We start from the raw sequence: 16804 nt of genomic DNA, 5'->3' as shown, positions 1-16804 counted from the left end.
GGAGACGGATCCCTATCCCATCTTCTCGATCTTGGTGATCCCGCCCATGTACGGCAGCAAAGCCTCCGGCACGATGACGGAGCCGTCCTCCTGCTGGTAATTCTCCAGCACCGCCACCAGCGCGCGGCCGACCGCGACGCCGGAGCCGTTGAGCGTGTGGACGAAGCGGGGCGCGCCCGGCTTGCCGCTGGCGTCCTTCGGGCGATAGCGCGCGTTCATCCGCCGGGCCTGGAAGTCGCCGCAGACCGAGCAGGAGGAAATCTCGCGAAACGCGTTCTGCCCCGGCAACCAGACTTCGATGTCGTAGGTCTTCTGCGAGGCGAAGCCCATGTCGCCGGTGCAGAGCGTCACCACGCGATAATGCAGGCCAAGCTTCTGCAACACCGCCTCGGCGCAGGCCAGCATGCGGTCATGCTCCGCCAGCGCCTGCTCCGGCGTGGTGATGGAGACCAGTTCCACCTTGGTGAACTGATGCTGCCGGATCATCCCCCGCGTATCCCGCCCGGCCGATCCCGCCTCGGCGCGGAAGCAGGGGGTGCAGGCGGTGAAGCGCAGCGGGAGTTCGTCCTCGGTGAGGATGGATTCGCGGACGAGGTTGGTCAGCGGGACTTCGGCGGTGGGGATGAGCCAGAGCAGTTCACTCCTGAACTCTTCAGAACTAAATAAAAGCCGACTCCAGCTACCCTTTGGATGGGCAGCCTCAAACTTCGCTTCTTGTTCGGCTTTTGGGAGAGATTTAAGCGTAGGGAACTGGTCGTCTCGAAATTTGGGAAGTTGCGCGGTTCCGAACATCGCGTCGTTGCGCACCAGCAGCGGCGGGTTCACCTCAGTGTAACCGTGCTCGACGCCGGTATGCACATCCAGGAACAACTGCCCCAGCGCCCGCTCCAGCCGCGCCATCGGCCCCTTCGTCACCACGAAGCGCGCGCCGGAAAGCTTGGCGGCGGTCTCGAAGTCCATGAGGCCGAGCGCCTCGCCCACCTCGAAATGTTGCTTGGGGGTGAAGGCGAAGTCGGGCTTTGTGCCGACCACCTTCAGTTCCACATTGTCGTGCTCGTCCTTGCCGTCCGGCACCTGATCGAGCGGGACGTTGGGAATGGCGGCGAGTTCGTCGTTGAGCGTGCTCTCGATCTCCTTCACCTGCGCTTCCAGCGCCGGCACGTCGGTCTTGAGCTTGGCGACCTCTTCCATGAGGGCGGCGGCGCGCGCTTCGTCCTTGGCGGCCTTGGCCTGGCCGATGTCCTTGGACGCGGAATTGCGGCGGGCGAGCAGGGTCTCAAGCGTGGTGAGGGTGGCGCGGCGCTGTTCGTCCAGCCCCAGGAGCTTATCGCGCAGGGCGGTCGCGTCCGCCTGGGGCACCTGCCGCCGGACGAGAGCGCGCACCAAACCCTCGGGCTCGTCGCGAATCCATTTGATGTCGTGCATATCGACCGACTCCGAGGAAACGGCGGACGCCCCAAACCACGGTCATGCCCGGGCTTGTCCCGGGCATCCACGCCTCTCCACTAGACGGAACCGCGTGGATGGCCGGGACGAGCCCGGCCATGACGCTTGGGAGAGAGGACGGCCTCCGTCCAAAAACCTTAGGAAATGCGCATCACGCGCCGCGTCAGGCGGCGTCGGATGCTGCCTCTCGGGCCTTCTCCTCCGCTGCCCGGCGCTTCTCGACGATGCGCACCAGATAGACGGAAATCTCGTAGAGAAGGAGCGTCGGGATCGCAAGGGCGAGCTGCGAGACCACGTCCGGCGGCGTCAGCACGGCGGCGACGATGAACACGCCGACGATGGCGAAGCGCCGCGCCTTCTTAAGCTGGTCCGAGGTGAGGATGCCGATGCGCGCCAGCAGCGTCAGGACCACCGGAAGCTGGAAGGTGATGCCGAAGGCGAGGATCAGGGTCGTGATGAGCGAGAGATATTCGCTCACCTTCGGCAGCAGCGAGATTTCCGCGCGCCCGTCGCCGCCGACCTGCTGCATGTTCAGGAAGTAGCTCATGGCCAGCGGCATGGCGCCGAAATAGACGAAGGCCGCGCCCGCCAGGAAGCAGAAGGGTGTCGCCACCAGATAGGGCAGGAAGGCCTGCCTCTCGTGCTTGTAGAGGCCCGGCGCGACGAACATGTAGATCTGCGTCGCCACGATCGGGAACGACAGGAAGGCCGCGCCGAACATGCCGAGCTTGATCTGGGTGAACAGGAATTCCTGCGGTGCCGTGTAGATCAGCTTCACGTTACCGCTGAAGCCGGAGGCGAATTCATAGGGCCACAGCAGGATGTTGTAGATCTGCTTGGCGAAGAAAAAGCACAAGAAGAACGCCAACATGAATGCAATGACCGACTTGATCAGCCGCGAACGCAGCTCGATCAAATGATCGATCAAGGGGGCCTTGGAGGCGTCGATTTCCTCCTCGCTCATGTCGGCGTTCCGCTCTGGGGAGGCTTGTCTTCCGCCGCCACCGGGGCAGGCGTGATCGGAGAAATCGGCAAGGGCAGATTGATTTCCGGCTCTGCGGCAGGCTCGGGCAGGGGCACCAGGGGCTCGCTCGTGATCGGGGGTGTCGGTGCGGCGGCCAAAGTCTCGCTACCGCTTTCCACGGCCGCGACAGGCGCTGCCGGCTTGCCCGCGCTTTCCACGGTGGAGCGGATTTCCTCACGGATCGAGCGCAGCGGGTCGAGCACATCCATGCCGGGGAAGCTTTTCTTCACGCTCTCGCCGGCACCGCCGGCACCGCCGACGATGTCGCCGATGTCCTTGCGGATTTCGGAAAGCTCAGCTTCCCTTAGGGCATCTTGAAATTGCCCTTGGAACTCCCCGGCCATGCGGCGCACGCGGGCGATGGTTTTGCCGACCGTACGCAGGACGGAAGGCAACTCTTTTGGACCGATGACGATCAGCGCAACCACGCCGATCAGCATCAGTTCCGACCAGCCGATGTCGAACATGACGGCCTATTGCCGGCGACTATGCCGCCGCCCTCTCCTCGTGGGGTGCCGTCAGACCGGCTTCTTCTCGGCCTCGGCCGAGCTGGGTACTTGATGCGGAATGTTTCGCGGGGCCTCGGGCGCGGTGGACGGCGCAGGTGTCTCGTCCTCGGCCATCCCCTTCTTGAAGGACTTGATGCCCTTGGCCACGTCGCCCATCAGGTCGGAGATCTTGCCGCGACCGAACAGGAGGAGCACCACGGCCAGCACTACGATCCAGTGCCAGATGCTCATCGAACCCATCACTCACCCTCCGTGAGAGTCTCGTCGCCGAGTCTCTTGATTGTAGCCGGCCTCAGGCTTGCGCCCGTGCCACGCTTTTTCGAGCGGCGACACTAGGACCCGGAGAAGGCGAAAACAAGGACTTCCGCCGGGTCGATCAAAAGCCCGACTTTCTCGCCCGTTTGCACCGGACCGCTGGTCCGCAGCCGTGCCGTCAACGGACGATCTAACCCTTCCACCGCCACCAGCACAAGGTCGATTTCCCCAAGGGAACGTCGCTCGATGATCCGCCCCGTCAGCCCCTCGCCACTCACAGCAAAAGCGATGCCCTGGGGTCGCACCGCCGCCACCGCCGGCCCGTCGGAGATTGCGGGGGCGGGAAATCGCCCCAGCGGCGTGTCCGCCACGCCGGCCCGCACGCGTGCCGGCACCTCATTCAGTTCGCAGAAGAAGCGGGCGACGCCAAGGTCCACCGGGGTGCGGTAGAGGGTTTCCGGCGTGTCCACCTGCACCAGTTCGCCGTCGCGAAGCAGGGCGATGCGGTCGGCAAGGCGCATCGCCTCCTCGGGATCGTGGGTGACGATCATCGCCGTGGCGCGCACATCGCGCAGCACCGCCAGCGTGTCGGCCCGCACCTGGTCCCGCAGCCGCCGGTCCAGGCCGGAGAACGGCTCGTCCAGCAGCAGGATGCCCGGCCGTGGCGCCAGCGCGCGGGCAAGCGCCACCCGCTGCTGCTGCCCGCCTGAGAGTTCATGGGGATAAGCGGCCTCGACACCTCCGAGGTCGACCCGCGCCAGCGCCCGCATCGCCTCGTCCCGCGCCGTGGCGCGCGGCAGGCGGTCGAGCCCGAACATCACGTTCTGGAGAATGGTGAGGTGGGGGAACAGGGCATAGTCCTGGAACACCAGCCCGACGCCGCGCCGCTCCGGCGGTACGACGCCGAGAGGTCCGGCGACCTCCTGCCCGTCGATCAGGATGCGGCCTGCGTCGGGCACCTCGATGCCGGCGGCGAGACGCAGCAGCGAGGTCTTGCCGCAACCGGAGGGACCGAGCAGGCAAAGGACTTCGCCCGGCCGCACCTCCAGCGACACGCCGCGCACCGCCTCCACGCGCCCGTATGACAGGTGAACATCCAGAAAATTCAGGCCCTTGGCGAGGGCGGTCGGCGCCGGTTCGCGCATGGCGAGGGCGCTCATGTCTCGTCCTCTTCCTCTTCCGGTGCGGGAGTGAGGATGAGGTCGAGCAGTTCGGGCTCCAGCGGCTCCTCGTCGTCCCGCAGGCGGTCATCATCCGAGGGCAGGGGGATGGCGAAGCCGGAGGGCACACGCGGATCGATCAGGCCGGCCCCCTTCATCTCTTCGATCCCCGGCAGGTCGTGCACCGCGTCGAGGCCGAAATGGATCAGGAATGCCGGTGTGGTGCCATAGGTCACGGGCCGTCCGGGCGCCCGGCGGCGGCCGCGCAGGCGCACCCAGCCGCTTTCCAGCAGCACATCCAGCGTGCCCTTGGAGGTGGAGACGCCGCGAATATCCTCGATTTCGGCGCGGGTGACGGGCTGGTGATAGGCAACGATGGCCAGCACTTCGGTCGCCGCCCGCGAGAGCTTGCGCATTTCGGGCGCGCCCTCTCCTGCCACCTCGGCAAGGTCCGGTGCGGTGCGCAGCATCCAGCCGCCCGCGACCCGCACCACATTGACGCCGCGCCGGGCATAGTCCGCCGTCAGCATGTCCATGAGGGCGAGAATGTCGGTGTCCTTCGGCAGACGGGCTGCGAGGGTCACGGCATCCAGCGGCAGGGAGGAGCCAAACAACAGGGCCTCGACCGTGCGCATGTCGCGCACCAGGGCGGCCTCGCGCTCGTCCAGCGGGCGCGCGTCGAACAGGTCGATACGCGGGGAGGCGCGGCTCATAGTAGGGATTCCTGGGTCCCGCGCGGCCGCAGCCAGAGCGGGGAGAACGGCGCGTCCTGGCGGATATCCAGCGTCCCCTCGCGCACCATCTCAAGGCTTGCGGAGAAGCAGGAGGCGAGCGCGGTGGCGCGCTGCTCGGGTTGGGCGAGATAGTCGATCAGGTACAGGTCCAGCCGCACCCAGTCGCCATGCTCGGCGCCCACCAGCCGTTCCAATCGCGCGCGCGCTTCCGCCAGCGACCACACCGCCCGCGTCTTGAGGGTGACATAGGAGAGGGCGGTGCGCTGGCGCTGCGTGGCATAGGCGGAGAGGAGATCGTAGAGGCTGGCGTCATAGACCACCCGCCCCGGCAGCGCCGCTTTGGCTTCCGGGAGTCGCCGGGCAAAGACGTCCACACCGAGCCGGGTGCGCGCCATAAGCCGTTGCGCGGCTTGGCGAATGCGCTCGAGATGCCGCAGGCGCCGGGCGAAGGCGTCCGCCATCTCCTCAGCGCTCGGCCCATCCTCCTTCGGCGGAGGCGGCAGCAGCAGGCGGGATTTGAGATAGGCGAGCCACGCCGCCATCACGAGATAGTCCGCCGCCAGTTCCAGCCGCACCTTCCGCGCCGCATCGATGAAGGCAAGGTATTGGTCGGCAAGGGCGAGGATCGAGAGGCGGGTCAGGTCCACCTTCTGGGTGCGGGCGAGGGCGAGCAGGAGGTCGAGAGGTCCCTCGAAACCTTCGATGTCCACAACGAAGGCGCCCTCTCCCGCGGTGGCCGGGGTGTCCTCGGCGAATTCGGGGGGAGGGGGCGCCTCGGTCATGATGTCAGGCCGGCGCGTCGGCCAGCGCCGCCAGTTCGCGACGGACGGCTTCCAGGTCGAATTCGGCCGGGTCCTTGCGGAAAGCCAGCGCCGCGTCGGCGCGCTCCGCGGCGAGGCCGGAGAGAAGGGGGGCCTCAGCGGCGATTGGCATCATCTCGTCCATCCGGCCGTTGCAGTGCAGGAGCATGTCGCACCCGGCGGCGAGCGCGGCCACGGAACGGGTGGCGAGGGTGCCTGCAAGCGCCCCCATGGAGAGGTCGTCGCTCATCACAAGGCCGGTGAAGCCTATGAAGCCACGCACGATTTCGTCCATCACCCGCTTCGAGGTGGTGGCGGGATTGTCTGGGTCGATGGCCGAATAGACCACATGCGCGGTCATCGCCAGCGGCAGGTCGTTGAGCGGGCGGAACGTCGCGAAGTCGGTGCGCTCCAGAAGCTCGCGGGGCGCGTCCACCTGCGGCAGGCGCTCGTGGCTGTCGACCGGGGCGCGGCCGTGGCCGGGAATATGTTTGACCACGGGGAGGACGCCGCCCTCCAGCAGCCCCTCGGCGGCGGCGCGGGCCAGGGCTGAGACCTGCTCCGGCGTGTCGCCATAGGCCCGGTTGCCGATGATGCCGTGGCCCTCCGGCAGGCGCAGATCCGCCACCGGCAGGCAGTCGACATCGATCCCGACTTCAGCCAGATCTGCCGCGATCAAGCGTGAGTTCAACCGCACTGACGACAGGCCACGTTCAGGGTCTTGTTGATAAAGTCGGCCGAAGGCTTCGCCGGGCGGGTAATCGCGCCAGTGAGGGGGGCGCATCCGCTGCACCCGGCCGCCTTCCTGGTCGATCAGCACCGGCGCGCGCCAGCCGAGAGCGGTGCGGGCCTCCTCGATCAGGATGCGCACCTGCTCGGGGGTCTGCACGTTGCGGGCGAACAGGATGAGGCCCCAGGGCGCGGCCTCCTTCAGGAAGGCGCGCTCCTCGTCGAGGAGCACGAGCCCGGCAAGGCCGGTGATGAAGGCGCGCGAGGTCATGGTACGGGCGTATCGGCGGGCCGGCGCGGCGTCAAGGCGGGGGCGGGCCGCCGGCCGCTTTCTCCCACACTGGCGCGGGGATCAGTCCGCGAACGGTCCGAACACCATGTCCGGGGCGCTGGTGTTGTGGCGCGAGGGGGAGAGGCGGCCGGCCCAGAGTTCCAGGGCCGGGCCGCCGGGGAAATCCAAGATCGGCTGCTCGCGCCAGCCGGCCACGCCCGGCGGCTTCCAGGCGACCGCCGCGACGTCGTTGTTGAAGGCTGTGACATACATGGAGCGCAGCGCCGCGAACGGGCGGTCCGTCGCCACCCCGTCCAGCGTCACGTCGAGCGTCTGGCGTTCGCGGTCCAGCGCGGAAATGCGCATGCGGGCGGTGCCGCCGGCGGCGAAGGAGAGGGTGAAGGTGCTGGCCCCGGGGTCGAACGCGATTTCCTTCAGCTTGACCAGTGGCCGCACGTCGGTTTCAACCGGTCCAACCAGAAAGGAGGAGCCATAGGCCGCGACAGGCAGGTGGCTCGGCGGCAGCGGGCGGGCGCGCCAATAGCCGTCAGGGGGATAGACCACGAGGCTTTCGTACAGTCCGCGCGGCGAACGCGCCCAGAGCTGCACCATGTGCAGGCCGTTGAAGGTCCGCCCGGCGATCTTCACCGGCACATCCGGCGCGCGCCAGAAGCTTGGGAAGGTGAAGCCCACGAGCTTGAATTGCGAGGAGCGGAACAGGATCTGCGTGCGCGGCTTCGCGGCAAAGCGGGTGTCGCCGGACATATCGCACTGGGTCCAGTCGGGCGCAGTGCGGTCGGCGTTGAGCATGCCGATATAGGCGGGGTGGCGCGCCTCGATGCGGAACGCGCGCACCGCCGGTGCGGCGAACACCAAGGCGACATTGTCCTTCTCGGCACACAGCACCGGCTCGCTCTCGTTGCGCACCTCGACGGAGACGGGGGCGGCAAAGGCGGGGGTGGAGAACGCCAGCAGACTGGCGAGGAGGACGTTTCGCATCGGGAAAGACCCATCTCCGTCATGGCCAGGCCGGCCGGTTCATGGCTGAGGGACCCGCCGCGCGCTCCCTCTCCCGCTTGCGGGAGCTCTGCGAAAGGGATCTCGCAAACGCCCTCGGTTCGCTAGATGCAAAGGCCGAGCTGCCTTTTACCTCTCCCCGAGGGGGAGAGGTCGGCTGCGAAGCAGCCGGGTGAGGGGGCTCCGACATTTCAGGGCTGGAAAGGGTTGTCCCCCTCACCCCAGCCCTCTCCCCCGCGGGGAGAGGGGGCATGCCGCAGTCACTCGACAAACACCACCAAACCCGCGCCTACCCCTTTCGCAGAGCTCCAGCTTGCGGGGGAGGGCTGGGGAGGGGGCAGGAGCCTTCAGACAAAGCTCTGCGCCCGGCCATTTCTGACCAATTCCCCCTCCCTAACCCTCCCCGCAAGCGGGAGAGGGGATCATAGGGCGGAGCGGGATCAGATGCCGCCGATGCACATGTATTTGATGTTGAGGTAGTCGTCACAGCCGTATTTGGAGCCTTCGCGGCCGATGCCGCTCTCCTTCACGCCACCGAAGGGGGCGACCTCGGTGGTGATGACGCCGGCATTCACGCCCACCTGACCATAGTCCAGCCCTTCCGCCACGCGGAACGCACGGCCGAGGTCCTTGGTGAAGAAATAGCAGGCGAGGCCGTATTCGGTGTCGTTGGCGAGGCGGATGGCGTCCGCCTCGGTCTCGAACTTGAAGACCGGAGCCATGGGGCCGAAGATTTCCTCACGCGAGAACGCCATGTCGGGCGTGGCGTCGGCGATCACCGTGGGCTCGAAGAAGGTGCCGCCCAGGGCATGGCGGTGGCCGCCGGTGACGATCTTGCCGCCCTTGTCCAGTGCGTCCTTCAGCAGGCGCTCCACCTTGTCGACGGCCCGCTGCTCGATCAGCGGCCCCTGCACCACGCCCTCCTCGAAGCCATTGCCGACCTTCAGCGCCTTGGACGCCTCGACGAACTTGGCGACGAAGGCATCATAGATGCCGGCCTGCACATAGAAGCGGTTGGCGCAGACGCAGGTCTGGCCGGCGTTGCGGTATTTCGAGGCGATGGCGCCCTCGACCGCCTTGTCGAGGTCGGCATCGTCAAACACCAGGAAGGGGGCGTTGCCGCCCAGTTCCAGGGAGATCTTCTTCATAGTGTCGGCGGACTGCTTCATGAGCAGCTTGCCGACGGCGGTGGAGCCGGTGAACGTCACCTTCTTCACCGCCGGGTTCGAGGTCATCTCCCCGCCGATCGACTTGGCATCGCCCGTGACGATGTTGATGACGCCCGCCGGAATGCCGGCCTTCTCCGCCAGCACGCCCCAGGCGAGGCCGGAGAAAGGGGTGAGTTCCGAAGGCTTGCACACCACGGTGCAGCCCGCCGCCAGCGCCGCGCCGATTTTGCGGGAGAGCATGGAGGAGGGGAAATTCCAGGGGGTGATGGCGGCAACCACGCCCACCGGCTCCTTGGTGACAAGGATGCGCCGGTCGGCCCAGGGGGAAGGGATGGTGTCGCCATAGAGCCGGCGCGCTTCCTCGGCGAACCAGCGCACATAGGCGGCGGAGGAGCCGACCTCGCCCTTGGCCTCGGCCAGCGGCTTGCCCTGTTCGGTTGTGAGGATGCGGCCGAGTTCGTCGACATTCTCCACCAGGAGGTCGGCGAGCTTGTGCAGCAGGGTCGCGCGTTCGGCGGCGGTCTTGGCGCGCCAGACGGGGAAGGCTTTGGAGGCGGCTTCGATGGCGCGGCGGGTCTCGGCGGCGCCGGCATCGGGAATGGTGCCGAACAGTTCGCCCGTGGCCGGGTTCACGACATCAATCGTTGCGCCGCCATCGGCGTCGACCCATGCGCCGCCGATCAGCATCTGCTTGCGCAACAGGGGGAAGTCGGAGGCGTTACCGGAAATGGGCGTGTGGACGGTCATGGTTTCCTCTTGCCGGCGGCGTGCGAAAGGCTTCCGCCGAGATGCGGAGCCACAAAGAAGCGCGGCGGATAGGACTAGCGCACGCAGGTGATGGAATGGAAGGGGACGATCTGTTCCTTGTGATGCTCGCCGCCCGCGATATGGCACCTGAGATAGTCTCGCCCCACGCTGAGCGGGGCATATCCGGTGATGGTGGCGCCGCCGATCACCTGGATGATGATGGCCTGTCCGTCCTTCGCGCCGACGATATCGAGAATGGCTTCCCGGAAGTCGTCTTCTTTCAATTGGCACCGCATGGATGGTCCTCCAATGCTGACGTTTCCTCGACCGGCCGTTTCGGCTCGTTATGTCCAGTATAGCGCGCATTGCCTGGCGCAGACATGCCGGAATTGCAGCCCTTTTCCTGCAAGGATTGCGAAGCGAGATGGTTCCCGTAGGTCAGGCTGGGGCGATGGCGTGGAAGAAACTGCCGGAAACCTGGCCCCTTCGGCTCCCCTCAGCGCCGAGCGCACGGCCCTGCGCATCGGTGAGGTCAGCCAGCGGGAGGTCGGCGCCGCGCGAGACAATGGTGGCGTAGTGGAACTCGTGTCCCCGCACCCGTGCCCCCTCCGGCCCCAGCGCGCATTGCCCCAGCAGCCGCGCCTCGCGATAGCCGAGCGTCATCTTGCGCTTGGCGAAACTGGTCTCCAGCGCCAGCAGGCCGAGCATGGCATGGACGGTGCCCTGCGCATCCACCAGCGCGGTGCCGAGCGCCATGTAGCCTCCGCATTCGCCATGCACCGGGCGGGTCTGCGCGAACCGCAGCATGCCGGCCTTGAAGCGCGCGGCGGCGGCGAGGGTGCCGGCGTGCAATTCGGGGTAGCCGCCCGGCAGCCAGCAGGCATCGCATGTTTCGTCCGGCGCCTCGTCCGCCAACGGCGAAAAGGGCAGAATTTCAGCGCCTTGGCGGCGCCAGCTGGCGAGGAGATGGCCGTAGACGAAGCTGAACGCCCCATCCCGCGCGAGCGCGATGCGCTGGCCCGGCGGCTTCAGCATCGGCCCCTCTTCGCTCGGTGAGGGCGCTGCCAAGGGGGCTGAAAGGGCGAGCACCGCGTCAAGATCGATGTGCCGCTCGGCCATGTCGGCGAGCGCCGCGAGGCGCGCGGGCAGGTCGCCATGCTCGTCCGCCTGCACCAGCCCGAGGTGCCGCTCCGGCAACACCAGCGCATCGGTGCGCGGGATCGCGCCGACCACCGGCAGGCCGAGCGGGGCCATGGCGTCGCGGATCAGCTTTTCGTGCCGTGCGCTGCCGAGCCGGTTCAGCACCAGGCCGGCGATGCGCACGGCGGGATCGTGGTGCATGAAGCCCCGCGCCACTGCGGCGGCGGTCTGCGACTGGCCGGAAACGTCCAACACCAGGAGCACGGGCAGGCCGAGGCGGGCGGCTACATCCGCCCCCGCGCCGGAACGGCCGGGCACTCCCGGTACGCCGTCGAACAGCCCCATGGCGCCTTCCACCACTAGGATTTCGCCCCCCTCCGCAGCCTGGCCGGCGATGGCGCCCAGCAGATCCGGCGGCATGGCCCAGCTATCGAGATTGAGCCCCGGCCGCCCGGTGGCGGCGCCATGGAAGGCGGGGTCGATATAATCCGGCCCCGACTTTGCCGCCCGCACCGCGATGCCCCTGCGCGCCAAAGCGGCGAGCAGGCCGAGCGTCACAGTCGTCTTGCCCGAGCCGGATCGCGGCGCCGCGATCATGAAACCGCGCGTCATGGGAGGGCTCCGTTTGTGCGTGCCGCTCTTGGCGGGACTTCAGGCGCCGGCCCCCTCCCAACCCTCCCCCGCAAGCGGGAGAGGGCTTTTCCGGCTGCGCTGCGCGTGAGTCCGCGTCCGCCGGGAGCGCCCTCCGCCGCTGCCGCTCCCGCTTGCGGGGGAGGGTTGGGGAGGGGGAATGGGTGAGAAATGGCGACCGCGCAAAACGCAGTTCGCACGCTTTCCGCAGTGCCCGGAAATAAGGCTGTTTCCACCTCTCCCCGAGGGGGAGAGGCCGGCTGCGCAGCAGCCGGGTGAGGGGGCTCCTGAGGCGCAGAACGGACAGGGTTGCCCCCCTCACCCCAACCCTCTCCCCGTCGGGGAGAGGGGGGTGCATCGCCCGAAACCCAAGAGGCTCCCTCTCCCGCTTGCGGGGGACGGCTGGGGAGGGGGCAGGGCGCCGCCATCAAAACCCGCTGGGGGATGAGAGGAATCCCGTCCGGCTTCGTGTAAGAAACCTCATGGACGAAGACATCGCCCTCGATCCCCCGCCGGACCGTCCGCTGAAGCGCGGCTGGACCACGGGCACCTGCGCGGCCGGCGCGGCGAAGGCGGCCTTTGCCGCTTTGGTGACGGGCGCGTTTCCCGATCCCGTCGAGGTGGAACTGCCGGGCGGCGGGCGCCCTGCCTTCGCATTGGCCGTCACGGGCCGCGAGGGCGACACCGCCATGGCCGGCATCGTCAAGGATGCGGGGGATGATCCCGATGTTACCCACGGCGCCCTGGTGCGGGCGCGGGTGACGCGCGGCGCGGCGGGGACCGGCGTGACCTTCAGGGCGGGGGAGGGTGTCGGCACCATCACCCGGCCCGGCCTGCCGCTGCCGCCGGGCGAGCCGGCGATCAACCCCATGCCCCGCCGCATGATCGCCCAGGGAATCGCCGAGGTGGCGCAAGCGGCAGGCGTGGGCGCCGATGCGCAGGTTGAGATCGCCATCGAGGACGGCGCCGCGCTGGCGCTGAAGACGCTGAACCCGCGCCTCGGCATCCTGGGCGGACTTTCGGTGCTGGGGACCACGGGCATCGTCATCCCGTTTTCCTGTTCGGCCTGGATTCACTCGATCCATCGCGGCATCGATGTCGCCCGCGCCATGGGGCAGGCTCATGTGGCCGGCGCCACGGGGTCGGCATCCGAGGCGGCGGTGCAGACGCTGCACGGCCTGCCGGAGGTCGCGCTGATCGACATGGGCGATTTCGTCGGTGGGATGCTGAAATATCTCGGGGCTCATCCGGTGCCGCGCATCACGGTCGCTGGGGGCGTCGCCAAGATGACCAAGCTGGCCCAGGGCCTGCTCGACCTGCATTCCAAACGCGGCGCCGCCGATCTCGCCGCCCTTGCCGCCCTGGCATTGGATGCAGGCGCGAGCGTGGACCTCGCCGCTCGGATTGCCGCCGCCAACACCGTCGCCCACGCCTTCCAGCTTGCCGGCGCCGAGGGGGTGATGCTCGGCGATGTGGTCGCCCGCCGCGCCTGGGACACCGCCGCGCGGGTCATCGCCGGCAAAGGCATGGCGCTGGAAATCGCCGTCTTCGACCGCGATGGGGCGCTGATGGGATTGGCGCCGTTCAGGGAAGCGTAATTTTTTTGCGCGACCCCACCGTTCGCGACCCTCCCCCCTTGAGGGCAGGGGAATTGCATTTGGAAATTTGGAGCCCCGTTTCTTTGAAACGCGCGGCCGAAAGACCTCATGGAATCGTCATGGCCGGGCTTGTCCCGGCCATCCACGCGGTGCCGCCGGGCGCCGGCCCAGGAGGTCAGCGCGCACGGAGGGGCGTGGATACCCGGGACAAGCCCGGGCATGACGTCATGTCGGGCGGGAACGCCCGCACAACGCCATAGGCAATTCCCCTCCCCGCAAGGGGGAGGGCAGGGTGGGGGGTATCTCTCGGCGTGTTCCGGCGTGGGTGGCCCTGGCGGCACCATACCCCCCACCCCAACCCTCCCCCTCAAGGGGGGAGGGGGCGCGAAACGACGGGGCGGTTGATTCACCGGAATTGCCTCACATAATCCGCATCATAAAGCGCGCTGTCGCGAAAACCTTCAGCGGCCAGTGCCGGCCCCACAAGGATCAGCGCCATCCGCGCCAGGGGCTCGGCGGCGAGCCTGTCGCGGATGTCGGACAAGGTGCCGCGCACGATGCGCTCGTCCGGCCATGTCGCCTTGGAAACCACCGCCACCGGGCATGCAGGCCCGTAGAACGGCGTCAATTCCGCAACCACCCGGTCGAGCGCGTGCACGGCGAGGTGGATGGCGAGCGTCGCACCGGTGGCGGCGAAGGCGGCGAGGGTTTCCCCCGCCGGCATGGCGGAGGCCCGCCCGGAGATGCGGGTCAGCACGAGGCTCTGCGCCACTTCCGGCACGGTGAGTTCACGGCGCAGCACCGCCGCCGCCGCGGCAAAGGCGGGAACGCCGGGGGTGAGCGTGTAGGGAATGGCGTGACGATCCAGCCGGCGCATCTGCTCGGCGAGCGCACTGTACAGCGAGAGGTCGCCGGAATGCAGCCGCGCCACGTCGAGGCCCTTGGCGTGGGCATCGAGATATTCGCTCTCGATGCGGTCGAGATCGAGCGGGGCGGTGTCGACGATGCGCGCGCCCGGCGGGCAATGGCTGAGAAGCTCCGGCGCCACCGTCGCACCGGCATAGAGGCAGACCGGGCAGCGGGCGATGAGGTCGCGTCCGCGCACGGTGATGAGATCCGCTGCGCCGGGTCCGGCGCCGATGAAATGGACGCTCACGCCACGCCCCCCCGCGCGATCGCGCATGTCACCGCGCCAAGCACGAGGCGCGGCCCCAGCAGATGCGAATCGCGCCCCGCAGCGGCGAGAGCGGCGGTTTCCGATGCGGAGGGCACGCGCAGCAGAGCCACCACCCGCTCGGAGCGGGTCTGCGTCCGCGCGGAGGCGGCCTCCAACTGGGCCTGCGGCACCAGAACCAGCGGCAATCCAAGGCCGGCGGTGGCGGCGGCGATGCCCGGTTCGCCGCCCTTGATGGCCGGGGTGGCGATGGCGCTGAGCGCATCGCGGGTGAGTTCCGCCCGCTCCAGCGCGGCGTCGATGGCGTCGAGCACGTCGCGCGCGCTCACCCCCCCTTTTGCTGCCGATGCCGGCGACGATCATGCCCGCGTCTCCAGGGGTTTCACCCAGACCCATTGCGTGACCGGCATGGCCGGGCGCCAGCCGGTCATGCCCTTCACCGGCGCGGCGCGGGTGACAGCGAGGCGCACGAGATCACCGCCGAGCCGGGCGTGAAGACCTAGCAGCAGCGCTTCGGTTTCCAGCGTCACCGCATTGGCCACCAGCCGTCCACCCGGCTTGAGATCGAAGATCGCGCCATCCAGCACCCCTTCCTCGCTCCCGCCGCCGCCGACAAAGATGGCATCCGGCACGGGCAGGCCCGACAATGCGGCCGGCGCCGTGCCCTCCACCACCCGCAGGTGGGGCACGCCCAGCGCCGCCGCGTTCCGGGCGATGCGCGCGGCACGCTCCGGCGCCGCCTCGATGGCGATGGCCTTGAGCGAGGGATCGCACAGCAGCCATTCGATGGCGACCGAGCCTGCCCCCGCGCCGATGTCCCACAGCGTTTCGCCCCGGCGCGGGGCAAGCGCGGACAGTGTGAGCGCGCGGATCTCGCGCTTGGTGATCTGCCCGTCGTGCTCGAACAGCGCATCCGGCAGGCCGCGCCCCAGGTGGAGGACTGGGGCACTGCCTTCCACCGTGATGGCAAGCAGGTTCAGCGGATCGATATCGGGAAGCGCGAAATCGCTGGCCTGCACGCGTCGCACCCGCTCGCGCGGTCCACCCAGGGCTTCCAGCACCACCACCTGCGAAGCGCCGAAGCCCAGGGTGTCGAGCAGGGCGCAGACCGCCGCCGGGCCGTCCGCATCCGACGTCAGCGCCAGGATGCGGCTGCCGGGATGCAGGATCGGCCGGATGCGGCCGATCTCCCGGCCGTGGAGCGAGATGCACGAGACGTCCTGGAGCGCCCAGCCGAGGCGCGCCGCCGCAAGGCTGAAGCCAGAGGGCGCCGGGATCACGCGCATCTCATCGGCCGGCACATGCCGCGCCAGCGTCGCGCCCACCCCATGGAGGAATGGATCACCGGAAGCGAGGACACAGACCTTTCGCCCGCGCGCTGCCAGCACCTGCGCGATGCCCTCGGAGAAGGGGCTCGGCCAAGCGCGCGGCTCGCCCGTCACGAGGTCGCCCGCAAGCGCGAGGTGCCGCGCGCCGCCGAAGACAAGCTCGGCATCGCAAATCAAGCCGCGCGCAGCGGGCGAGAGGCCGGCGGCGCCGTCCTCGCCGATGCCGACGATGGACAGCCAAGCGCGCGGCGAGGCAGTGTGCGGCGCCATGCCAGATTTATCGCCGTCCCACGCGCCCTCACCCATGCCCCTGCTCCTCCTGGGCGGCACGGCGGACGCCCGCCGCCTCGCGGGGCAGATCGCCGGCCGCGCCGATCTCAAGGTTATTCTCTCGCTCGCCGGGCGCACGGAAAATCCCGCGCCCCAGCCGGTCCCCACCCGTACCGGCGGGTTCGGCGGGGTGGAGGGGCTGGCGCATTATCTGCGCGCCGAGGGCATCGGCGCGGTGATCGATGCGACCCATCCCTATGCCGCCGCCATTTCCCGTAACGCCGCCCAGGCCTGCGCGGCCGCCGACGTGCCGCTGCTCGCCCTGCTGCGCGCGCCGTGGGAGCGGCAGGCGGGGGATCGCTGGCATGAGGTGGCGGACGTCGCTGGCGCCGTGACGGCGCTGGGGGACAGTCCGCGCCGTGTGTTCCTGGCGCTCGGCCGCAACGAGGTCCGCGCCTTCGCGGCGGCGCCCCAGCATGGCTATGTGGTGCGCAGCGTCGATCCCGTGGTTCCGCCTTTGGCGGTGCCGGATGCGCATTATGTGATGGCGCGCGGCCCGTTCGCGCTGAGTGATGAACAGGCTCTGCTCGCGGCCCACCGCATCGATGTCATCGTCGCCAAGAACAGCGGCGGCGCCGCCACTTACGCCAAGATCGCCGCCGCGCGGGCGCTTGGTATCGAGGTTCTTCTGCTGCGCCGGCCTGAACTTCCAGACGTCGCATCGGTGGAAAGCACCGAGGCCGCCGTCGCGTGGCTGGATGAGGTTCTGGCGCGCCGGTGAGGGGGGCTCCCGTCTGCTTCGC

Annotated in this window: 17 protein-coding genes; 2 read left to right on the top strand and 15 right to left on the bottom strand. The window is 68.7% G+C overall.

Features of this window, described 5'->3' with window-relative positions:
• Nucleotides 1-12 precede the first annotated feature (12 nt).
• From serS to ADADO0_RS04605, 12 genes are all read right to left on the bottom strand, one after another.
• The gene (serS, locus tag ADADO0_RS04660; RefSeq protein ID WP_511303934.1) at nucleotides 13-1425 is read right to left on the bottom strand and encodes a serine--tRNA ligase; all 1413 of its coding nucleotides are present in this window, start codon (nucleotides 1423-1425) and stop codon (nucleotides 13-15) included.
• A 184-nt stretch (nucleotides 1426-1609) separates the two neighbouring features.
• On the bottom strand, nucleotides 1610-2410 hold the full coding sequence (tatC, locus tag ADADO0_RS04655) for a twin-arginine translocase subunit TatC (RefSeq protein WP_511303933.1): 801 nt from the start codon (nucleotides 2408-2410) through the stop codon (nucleotides 1610-1612).
• Nucleotides 2407-2937, bottom strand: a complete 531-nt coding sequence (gene tatB, locus ADADO0_RS04650) for a Sec-independent protein translocase protein TatB (protein WP_511303932.1) — start codon at nucleotides 2935-2937, stop codon at nucleotides 2407-2409. The genes tatC and tatB overlap by 4 nt, the downstream gene beginning before the upstream one ends.
• 51 nt (nucleotides 2938-2988) lie before the next feature.
• Nucleotides 2989-3219 (bottom strand): twin-arginine translocase TatA/TatE family subunit, encoded by a 231-nt coding sequence (locus ADADO0_RS04645; RefSeq protein WP_511303931.1) that lies wholly within the window; start codon nucleotides 3217-3219, stop codon nucleotides 2989-2991.
• Between the two features lie 92 nt (nucleotides 3220-3311).
• On the bottom strand, nucleotides 3312-4394 hold the full coding sequence (locus ADADO0_RS04640; protein WP_511303930.1) for an ABC transporter ATP-binding protein: 1083 nt from the start codon (nucleotides 4392-4394) through the stop codon (nucleotides 3312-3314).
• Nucleotides 4391-5107 carry an SMC-Scp complex subunit ScpB gene (gene scpB, locus ADADO0_RS04635; protein ID WP_511303929.1) on the bottom strand — a complete coding sequence of 239 codons (717 nt, stop codon included), beginning with the start codon at nucleotides 5105-5107 and terminating at the stop codon, nucleotides 4391-4393. Before scpB ends, ADADO0_RS04640 begins: the two co-directional genes overlap by 4 nt.
• Complete coding sequence (locus ADADO0_RS04630; protein WP_511303928.1) at nucleotides 5104-5910, bottom strand: segregation and condensation protein A; 807 nt, start codon at nucleotides 5908-5910, stop codon at nucleotides 5104-5106. Before ADADO0_RS04630 ends, scpB begins: the two co-directional genes overlap by 4 nt.
• A gap of 4 nt (nucleotides 5911-5914) precedes the next feature.
• Complete coding sequence (gene nagZ / locus ADADO0_RS04625; RefSeq protein ID WP_511303927.1) at nucleotides 5915-6928, bottom strand: beta-N-acetylhexosaminidase; 1014 nt, start codon at nucleotides 6926-6928, stop codon at nucleotides 5915-5917.
• 81 nt (nucleotides 6929-7009) lie between these two features.
• Nucleotides 7010-7927, bottom strand: coding sequence for a hypothetical protein (locus ADADO0_RS04620; protein WP_511303926.1), 918 nt, complete (start codon nucleotides 7925-7927; stop codon nucleotides 7010-7012).
• Nucleotides 7928-8385: 458 nt separating this feature from the next.
• On the bottom strand, nucleotides 8386-9861 hold the full coding sequence (locus ADADO0_RS04615; RefSeq protein ID WP_511303925.1) for an NAD-dependent succinate-semialdehyde dehydrogenase: 1476 nt from the start codon (nucleotides 9859-9861) through the stop codon (nucleotides 8386-8388).
• Between the two features lie 74 nt (nucleotides 9862-9935).
• A complete protein-coding gene (locus tag ADADO0_RS04610; RefSeq protein WP_511303924.1) occupies nucleotides 9936-10157 on the bottom strand; it encodes a hypothetical protein in 222 nt (73 codons plus the stop codon).
• Between the two features lie 142 nt (nucleotides 10158-10299).
• On the bottom strand, nucleotides 10300-11613 hold the full coding sequence (locus ADADO0_RS04605) for a cobyrinic acid a,c-diamide synthase CobB (protein WP_511303923.1): 1314 nt from the start codon (nucleotides 11611-11613) through the stop codon (nucleotides 10300-10302).
• A gap of 500 nt (nucleotides 11614-12113) precedes the next feature.
• Here ADADO0_RS04605 and ADADO0_RS04600 point away from each other — a divergent pair, with 500 nt between their 5' ends.
• Entirely contained in the window at nucleotides 12114-13229 is a 1116-nt protein-coding gene (locus ADADO0_RS04600; RefSeq protein ID WP_511303922.1) for a cobalt-precorrin-5B (C(1))-methyltransferase, read from the top strand.
• 406 nt (nucleotides 13230-13635) lie between these two features.
• Here ADADO0_RS04600 and cobM read toward each other — a convergent pair whose 3' ends face one another.
• Genes cobM through cbiE form a run of 3 tightly spaced genes read right to left on the bottom strand, consistent with a single transcriptional unit; the run spans nucleotide 13636 to nucleotide 16001 of the window.
• The gene (gene cobM / locus ADADO0_RS04595) at nucleotides 13636-14385 is read right to left on the bottom strand and encodes a precorrin-4 C(11)-methyltransferase (protein ID WP_511303921.1); all 750 of its coding nucleotides are present in this window, start codon (nucleotides 14383-14385) and stop codon (nucleotides 13636-13638) included.
• Nucleotides 14382-14732 carry a cobalamin biosynthesis protein gene (locus ADADO0_RS04590; RefSeq protein ID WP_511303920.1) on the bottom strand — a complete coding sequence of 117 codons (351 nt, stop codon included), beginning with the start codon at nucleotides 14730-14732 and terminating at the stop codon, nucleotides 14382-14384. Before ADADO0_RS04590 ends, cobM begins: the two co-directional genes overlap by 4 nt.
• Nucleotides 14733-14762: 30 nt before the next feature.
• Nucleotides 14763-16001 carry a precorrin-6y C5,15-methyltransferase (decarboxylating) subunit CbiE gene (gene cbiE / locus ADADO0_RS04585; RefSeq protein ID WP_511304100.1) on the bottom strand — a complete coding sequence of 413 codons (1239 nt, stop codon included), beginning with the start codon at nucleotides 15999-16001 and terminating at the stop codon, nucleotides 14763-14765.
• Nucleotides 16002-16035: 34 nt separating this feature from the next.
• On the opposite strand from cbiE, the gene ADADO0_RS04580 reads away from it, so the two are divergent.
• Nucleotides 16036-16782: a cobalt-precorrin-6A reductase gene (locus tag ADADO0_RS04580; RefSeq protein WP_511303919.1), complete on the top strand. Its 747-nt coding sequence runs from the start codon at nucleotides 16036-16038 to the stop codon at nucleotides 16780-16782.
• The last annotated feature ends 22 nt before the right edge of the window (nucleotides 16783-16804 follow it).

Origin of the sequence: Aquabacter sp. (assembly GCF_965279295.1) — a bacterium.
Taxonomy (GTDB): Bacteria; Pseudomonadota; Alphaproteobacteria; order Rhizobiales; family Xanthobacteraceae; genus Aquabacter.
Note: the sequence above shows the minus strand (reverse complement) of the source record. Positions and strands in the feature narration are given on the sequence as shown.

What these genes read in the sequence shown, in the direction of transcription:
- serS (WP_511303934.1), bottom strand. Translation starts at nt 1,425, where the DNA reads ATGCACGACATCAAATGGATTCGCGACGAGCCCGAGGGTTTGGTGCGC.
- tatC (WP_511303933.1), bottom strand. Translation starts at nt 2,410, where the DNA reads ATGAGCGAGGAGGAAATCGACGCCTCCAAGGCCCCCTTGATCGATCAT.
- tatB (WP_511303932.1), bottom strand. Translation starts at nt 2,937, where the DNA reads ATGTTCGACATCGGCTGGTCGGAACTGATGCTGATCGGCGTGGTTGCG.
- ADADO0_RS04645 (WP_511303931.1), bottom strand. Translation starts at nt 3,219, where the DNA reads ATGGGTTCGATGAGCATCTGGCACTGGATCGTAGTGCTGGCCGTGGTG.
- ADADO0_RS04640 (WP_511303930.1), bottom strand. Translation starts at nt 4,394, where the DNA reads ATGAGCGCCCTCGCCATGCGCGAACCGGCGCCGACCGCCCTCGCCAAG.
- scpB (WP_511303929.1), bottom strand. Translation starts at nt 5,107, where the DNA reads ATGAGCCGCGCCTCCCCGCGTATCGACCTGTTCGACGCGCGCCCGCTG.
- ADADO0_RS04630 (WP_511303928.1), bottom strand. Translation starts at nt 5,910, where the DNA reads ATGACCGAGGCGCCCCCTCCCCCCGAATTCGCCGAGGACACCCCGGCC.
- nagZ (WP_511303927.1), bottom strand. Translation starts at nt 6,928, where the DNA reads ATGACCTCGCGCGCCTTCATCACCGGCCTTGCCGGGCTCGTGCTCCTC.
- ADADO0_RS04620 (WP_511303926.1), bottom strand. Translation starts at nt 7,927, where the DNA reads ATGCGAAACGTCCTCCTCGCCAGTCTGCTGGCGTTCTCCACCCCCGCC.
- ADADO0_RS04615 (WP_511303925.1), bottom strand. Translation starts at nt 9,861, where the DNA reads ATGACCGTCCACACGCCCATTTCCGGTAACGCCTCCGACTTCCCCCTG.
- ADADO0_RS04610 (WP_511303924.1), bottom strand. Translation starts at nt 10,157, where the DNA reads ATGCGGTGCCAATTGAAAGAAGACGACTTCCGGGAAGCCATTCTCGAT.
- ADADO0_RS04605 (WP_511303923.1), bottom strand. Translation starts at nt 11,613, where the DNA reads ATGACGCGCGGTTTCATGATCGCGGCGCCGCGATCCGGCTCGGGCAAG.
- ADADO0_RS04600 (WP_511303922.1), top strand. Translation starts at nt 12,114, where the DNA reads ATGGACGAAGACATCGCCCTCGATCCCCCGCCGGACCGTCCGCTGAAG.
- cbiE (WP_511304100.1), bottom strand. Translation starts at nt 16,001, where the DNA reads ATGGCGCCGCACACTGCCTCGCCGCGCGCTTGGCTGTCCATCGTCGGC.
- ADADO0_RS04580 (WP_511303919.1), top strand. Translation starts at nt 16,036, where the DNA reads ATGCCCCTGCTCCTCCTGGGCGGCACGGCGGACGCCCGCCGCCTCGCG.